The sequence below is a fragment of the bacterium genome, assembly GCA_041648665.1.
Taxonomy (GTDB): domain Bacteria; phylum UBA10199; class UBA10199; order 2-02-FULL-44-16; family JAAZCA01; genus JAFGMW01.
Genome location: JBAZOP010000141.1, coordinates 1 through 5260 on the forward strand (window position 1 = coordinate 1; position 5260 = coordinate 5260).

General features: G+C 63.3%; 7 protein-coding genes. All 7 read left to right on the plus strand.

Annotated elements, in window-relative coordinates; genetic code table 11:
• Positions 1 to 261: 2-iminoacetate synthase ThiH (locus tag WC683_19290; GenBank protein MFA4974753.1), on the plus strand; the 261-nt coding region annotated here is incomplete at its 5' end.
• Entirely contained in the window at positions 258 to 1556 is a 1299-nt protein-coding gene (gene thiC / locus WC683_19295; protein ID MFA4974754.1) for a phosphomethylpyrimidine synthase ThiC, read from the plus strand. The genes WC683_19290 and thiC, both read left to right, overlap by 4 nt.
• 154 nt (positions 1557 to 1710) lie before the next feature.
• Complete coding sequence (locus tag WC683_19300; GenBank protein ID MFA4974755.1) at positions 1711 to 2673, plus strand: P-loop NTPase; 963 nt, start codon at positions 1711 to 1713, stop codon at positions 2671 to 2673.
• 32 nt (positions 2674 to 2705) lie between these two features.
• Entirely contained in the window at positions 2706 to 3146 is a 441-nt protein-coding gene (locus WC683_19305; protein ID MFA4974756.1) for a hypothetical protein, read from the plus strand.
• Between the two features lie 3 nt (positions 3147 to 3149).
• Positions 3150 to 4055 carry a lysophospholipid acyltransferase family protein gene (locus tag WC683_19310; protein ID MFA4974757.1) on the plus strand — a complete coding sequence of 302 codons (906 nt, stop codon included), beginning with the start codon at positions 3150 to 3152 and terminating at the stop codon, positions 4053 to 4055.
• A 13-nt stretch (positions 4056 to 4068) separates the two neighbouring features.
• Positions 4069 to 4245 (plus strand): hypothetical protein, encoded by a 177-nt coding sequence (locus WC683_19315; GenBank protein ID MFA4974758.1) that lies wholly within the window; start codon positions 4069 to 4071, stop codon positions 4243 to 4245.
• Positions 4233 to 5260, plus strand: a 1028-nt coding sequence (locus WC683_19320; protein ID MFA4974759.1) for a glucose-6-phosphate isomerase, incomplete at its 3' end; no start/stop codon positions are given. The genes WC683_19315 and WC683_19320, both read left to right, overlap by 13 nt.

A 5260-nucleotide genomic window follows, 5' to 3' on the forward strand; every position in this document is an offset into this window, starting at 1 on the left:
TGCGCGCTGAGGCTCAACCTCCCCGACTGCGGGATCGTGCTCTCCACGCGCGAGTCCGCGGCGCTGAGGGATCGGCTCATGCCGCTCGGGGTGACGCAGATGAGCGCAGGCTCGGCCACGGAGCCGGGCGGGTACTCCAAAGAGGGATCGTCAGGAAAACAGTTTCACAGACAGGACACGCGCAGCGCCGCCGAGGTGGCGGAGATGATTTCCAGGGCCGGCTACGATCCGGTCTGGAAGGACTGGGAGAGGATGACATGACCACACAGCTTGAGTCTGCAAAGAGAGGAACGATCACCGAACAGATGCGCCGGGTGGCGGAGGCCGAGGGACTGCCTGCGGAGAAGGTGCGCCTGGAGATCGCGCACGGCCGCCTGATCATCCCTGCGAACGTAAACCACAGGAACCTGCGCCCGCTCGGCATCGGCATGGCCCTCTCCTGCAAGATCAATGCGAACATCGGAAACTCGGCGCTCTCGTCGGACTTAGGCTGCGAACTCGACAAGCTCTCCTGCGCGATAGAGAGCGGCGCGGACGCGGTGATGGACCTCTCCACAGGGCCCCGCATCGACGATATCCGCAAGGCGATAATCGAGCGATCCGCCGTGCCGGTCGGGACTGTGCCGATCTACGAGGCTGCCGAAGGGGTCGAGCGCATAGAGGATCTGACCTCGGATGCGCTCCTCGAAGTGATCGAGCGCCACGCGCAGCAGGGCGTGGACTTCGTCACCGTGCACTGCGGCCTTCTCGCCTCACACCTCCGGCTCGCGCTCACGCGCACCACCGGGATCGTGAGCCGCGGAGGGGCGCTGACTGCGCGCTGGATGCAGAGGAACGGAAAGGAGAACCCGCTCTACACGGAGTTCGACCGCCTGCTCGAGATCTGTCTGAAACACGACATGTCCCTCTCCCTGGGCGACGGGCTGCGCCCCGGCTGCATCGCCGACGCCTCGGACGCAGCGCAGTTCGCGGAGCTCGACGTCCTGGGAAGACTCGTGAGGCGTTGCCGCGAGGCAGGCGTGCAGACGATGGTGGAGGGGCCGGGCCACGTGCCCATAAACGAGATCGAGATGAACATAAGAAGACAGATCGAGCTGTGCGACGGCGCCCCCTTCTATGTGCTGGGCCCGATCGTCACCGACATCGCGGCGGGCCACGACCACATCGCCTCGGCGATCGGCGGGGCGATCGCGGCCTCGGCGGGCGCCGCCATGCTCTGCTACGTCACCCCTGCCGAGCACCTGGGCCTTCCGAACGCCGACGAGGTCCGCCAGGGCGTGATCGCACACAAGATAGCGGCCCACGCGGCCGACGTGGCGCGAGGGAGGGCCCATGCGACGAACCGCGACCTCTCCATGGCCCAGGCCCGCTATGCCCTCGACTGGGAGGAGCAGTTCAAGTTCATGCTCGATCCTATTGGCGCCCGAAAGATCTGGGAGCGCTCGCGCAAGGCCGAGGACCCAAAGACCAAGGGGTGCGAACAAGACCCCGAGGTCTGCTCCATGTGCGGCCCGAAGTTCTGCGCAGTTCGCATGTCCAGGGAACTCGCTAAATAGTAACCTATTTTATCTATTATATATCATAGTATTATAATGCATCCATCAAGCTCTAGTTGACGTGTCCTATTTCCCCTTTGCATCCCTTTGTCTTTGAATTAAGCAACCTCTTTCAAGGAGTTGCCGAAGACTCCCTTGAAAGGGAGAATAAACGATGTCTACTGACGCAAGGATAATGAAGCTGCGCATGGAGGCGGCGGAGGCATTTGTCCGAGGCGGCGTGGACGCGCCTCAGGACGCCTGCCGACCCGACGAGTTCATGGGCATCACCCCTGCCCGCTGCCAAGTGGTGGCGGTCGCCAGCGGCAAGGGCGGCACGGGCAAGACCTTCGTGGCCGTGAACCTCGCCATAGAGCTCGCGCGAACCGGCCTCAAGGTGGCGCTCATCGATGCAGACTTCGGCATGGCCAACGCCCATCTGCTGATGGGCGTAGAGCCCAGATACGACATATCCAACCTGCTCTTCGCAGAGAGGACGCTGGACGAGGTGATCGAGCACGGCCCCATGGGCGTGAGGATGATCGCAGGGGGCTCGTGCCAGACAAGGCTCGCCATCTGTGCAGACTCGGAGATGGAGCCGATAATGGCCAGGCTCGCCCCCATCGAGGATCAGGCGGATATCGCGCTCGTCGACCTGGCGGCCGGCGTTTCGCAGCGCACCGCGCGGTTTCTCACCTGCGCCCACGACATCATCCTGGTGGCCAACCACGAGGTCACCTCGCGCGCGGACGTCATCTCCACGCTCGGGATGCTCGCCGACACGGTCGGGGCGGCCACGGTGCACCTCGTCGTCAACATGGCGCGCGACCGCTCGCACGCCACCGTGACCTTTCAGCAGATATGGACGCGCGCCAGCCGCATGTGGCGCGGCCGCATAAAGCTATTCTTCGCAGGCTGGATACCCCAGAGCCGCTTCGTCGTAAGCTCGATCATGCGATCGAAGCCCGTCGTGATCGCGCATCCGCAATCCCTGCCGACCGACTGCATAAAGGCCATGGCCGCAAGGATGGGGAAACATCACTCCCTCTGGCGCAGCCGCCAGGTCGGCCGCTGGAGCGCGCCCTCGGCCTTCGCGCCGATCGCCGGCGTGGCCAGACACCCCGTCGACCAGGTTTGACTAGGTCCGGTTTTTCTGTCAGATAGAAGGGCATGAGATACGCCGGCTTCACAAAGCAGGAGCGCAACTTCATCACCCTCATGCGCGCCTGGATCATAGGCTTCCTCGGCCTGGCCGCCCTCTTCGCAGCGATCCCCGTGATCCTCCTCAACTACATAAACGACATAGGCAAGGTCTTCGCCGAATGGCATTCGCCCCCGATCACCCAGGGAGGCGAGCTGTGGCGCGTGCACGCGGTGGTCCTGCACCTGTGCCTGGCGTTCGCCTGCCTCATAGCGCAGGGAAGCGCGCTCAGAAACACGGCATACGCCAGGTTCGTGCTCATCGCCACGCTGGCGCTCGCGATCGGCTGCGGCCTGATGTTTTACCTGGACGGCCCCCAGTTCTATTACCCGGTCGGAGCAGCGGCGTACTGCGCCGTGTTCCTCATCACGCTCTGGTTCTACTCCAGCTCTTCAAAGAGCAGAAGCTGACCGATGACGCCCACTCATGGGAAGCACGATTCATTGATCAAGACCGTCGAGGCCCTGGCCTCAAGGGCGGATGAATTCTTAAGCTCCCCCATGGCGAGGTGGATCACGCTCGTGATGAAGGATGCGATCCAGGGCAAGGGCTCGGACGAGTTCGGCATGGACCCCACGTTCATGGACCTGGCGCGCCCCGTCTTCCAGTTCCTGTATCACCAGTACTTCCGCGTGGAGGTGCAAGGCCTGCGAAACGTGCCCACGAGGGGGCCGGCGATCCTGGTCGCCAATCACGCGGGAGCTTTGCCCTATGACGGCGCCATGACGCACCTCGCGGTCTTCAACGGCACCGGCGAAAGGCGCGGCGTCAGGTTTCTGGTCGACGACTTCGCCTACGACCTCCCGCTCATCGGCACGCTGATCCAGCGCCTGGGCGGGGTCAGGGCGAGCCAGGAGAACGCCTCCAGGCTCCTGGCCGCGGGTCATCTCATCATCGCGTTCCCCGAGGGCGTGAGAGGCATAGGCAAGACCTACGACGAGCGCTACAAGATCAAACGATTCGGCAAGGGCGGCTTCGTGAGGCTGGCCATGCGCACGCGCGTCCCGATCGTGCCGGTCGCGATCGTGGGCTCCGAGGAGGTCCACCCCATCATCTGGAAGTCTCACCGCTTCGCGGAGCCGCTGGGGCTCCCCTTCATCCCCTTCACGCCGACGTTCCCGTGGCTGGGGCCGCTGGGGCTGGTCCCACTGCCGAGCAAATGGAAGATCGTATTCATGAAGCCGGTGTCGTTCGCAAAATGCTCGTCGCGCGACGCGGAGAAAGAAAACCTTGTGCAGAGAAAGGCCGATCAGATAAAAGATGCCGTCCAGAGGACGCTGGATCGCGAGCTGGCCGGGCGAAAGAGCGTATGGGCATAGGGGGAGAGACGAGATGAAGAAAAACAGGAAAGACGAGAAAAAAGAGATGGTCGAGAGGCTCAAGAGGATAGAGGATCAGATCAGCGCGAAGGCCCACCCCATGCAGGACTTCTCCACGCTCAAGATTGCGCTGCTCGACGTGATCGAAGTCCTGAAAGGGATACTGGAGGAGGAAAAATGCTCAAGATAGATTATGCGAACCTCATGTCGGACGCGGTCGGCGCAGGGGACGGACTCACCGGCGCCGAGATCTCGACGCTAGCCGATTCCGTGAAGGCGGCGCACAAGAAGTTCGGCCAGTGGCGCGCAGACAAGGCGGCCGTCTTCTTCGACGTGGTGAACGACGCCGAGATCACGAAGGGGATCCCGGAAAAAGCGACGCTGATCGCGAAGGATTTCGACAACCTCGTGGTGCTCGGCATCGGCGGCTCCTCCCTCGGCATGCGGTGCCTCGCCCAGGCCCTGCTGCCTGCGCAATGGAACCTCCGGACGAAAGAGGCCCGAGGAGGAAAACCCAGGCTCTTCGTCTGCGATAACATAGACCCTGACTCGTACTCGGCCCTGCTGGACATCCTCGACCTTACGCGCACATGCTTCGTCGTGGTCAGCAAGTCCGGCGGCACGACCGAGACCGCGGCCCAGTACCTCGTGGCCAAAAAGCGCCTCATGGATCGGCTCGGCGACGGGTGGCGCAAGAACGTGGTCGCGGTCACGGACCCCAAGAAAGGCGTGCTGCGCGAGATCGTGTCAAAGGAGAGGCTCGACGCCTTCCCCGTCCCCTCCATGCTCGGCGGCAGATTCTCGGTGCTCTCGCCGGTCGGGCTCTTTCCGGCCGCGTGCCTCGGCATGGACATAAACGCCATGCTCGCGGGCAGCCGGGAGATAGCGAAGCTCTGCAGCGCAGCAACGCTCGACGAGAACCCGGCATACAAGATCGGCGCCTTCCACTACTGGTTCGACGCCAAGAAGAAAAAGAACATGAGCGTGATGATCCCCTACGCCGATGCGCTCATGCTCGCCTCGGACTGGTACGCGCAGCTCTGGGCCGAAAGCCTTGGCAAACAGGGCGGCGGCTCCACGCCGATAAAGGCGCTGGGCGCGACGGATCAGCACTCGCAGGTCCAGCTCTACATGGAAGGGCCCAGGGACAAGGTCTTCACCTTCCTGGGTGTGGAGAAGTTCTCTGCCGACGATTCGGCCACGCG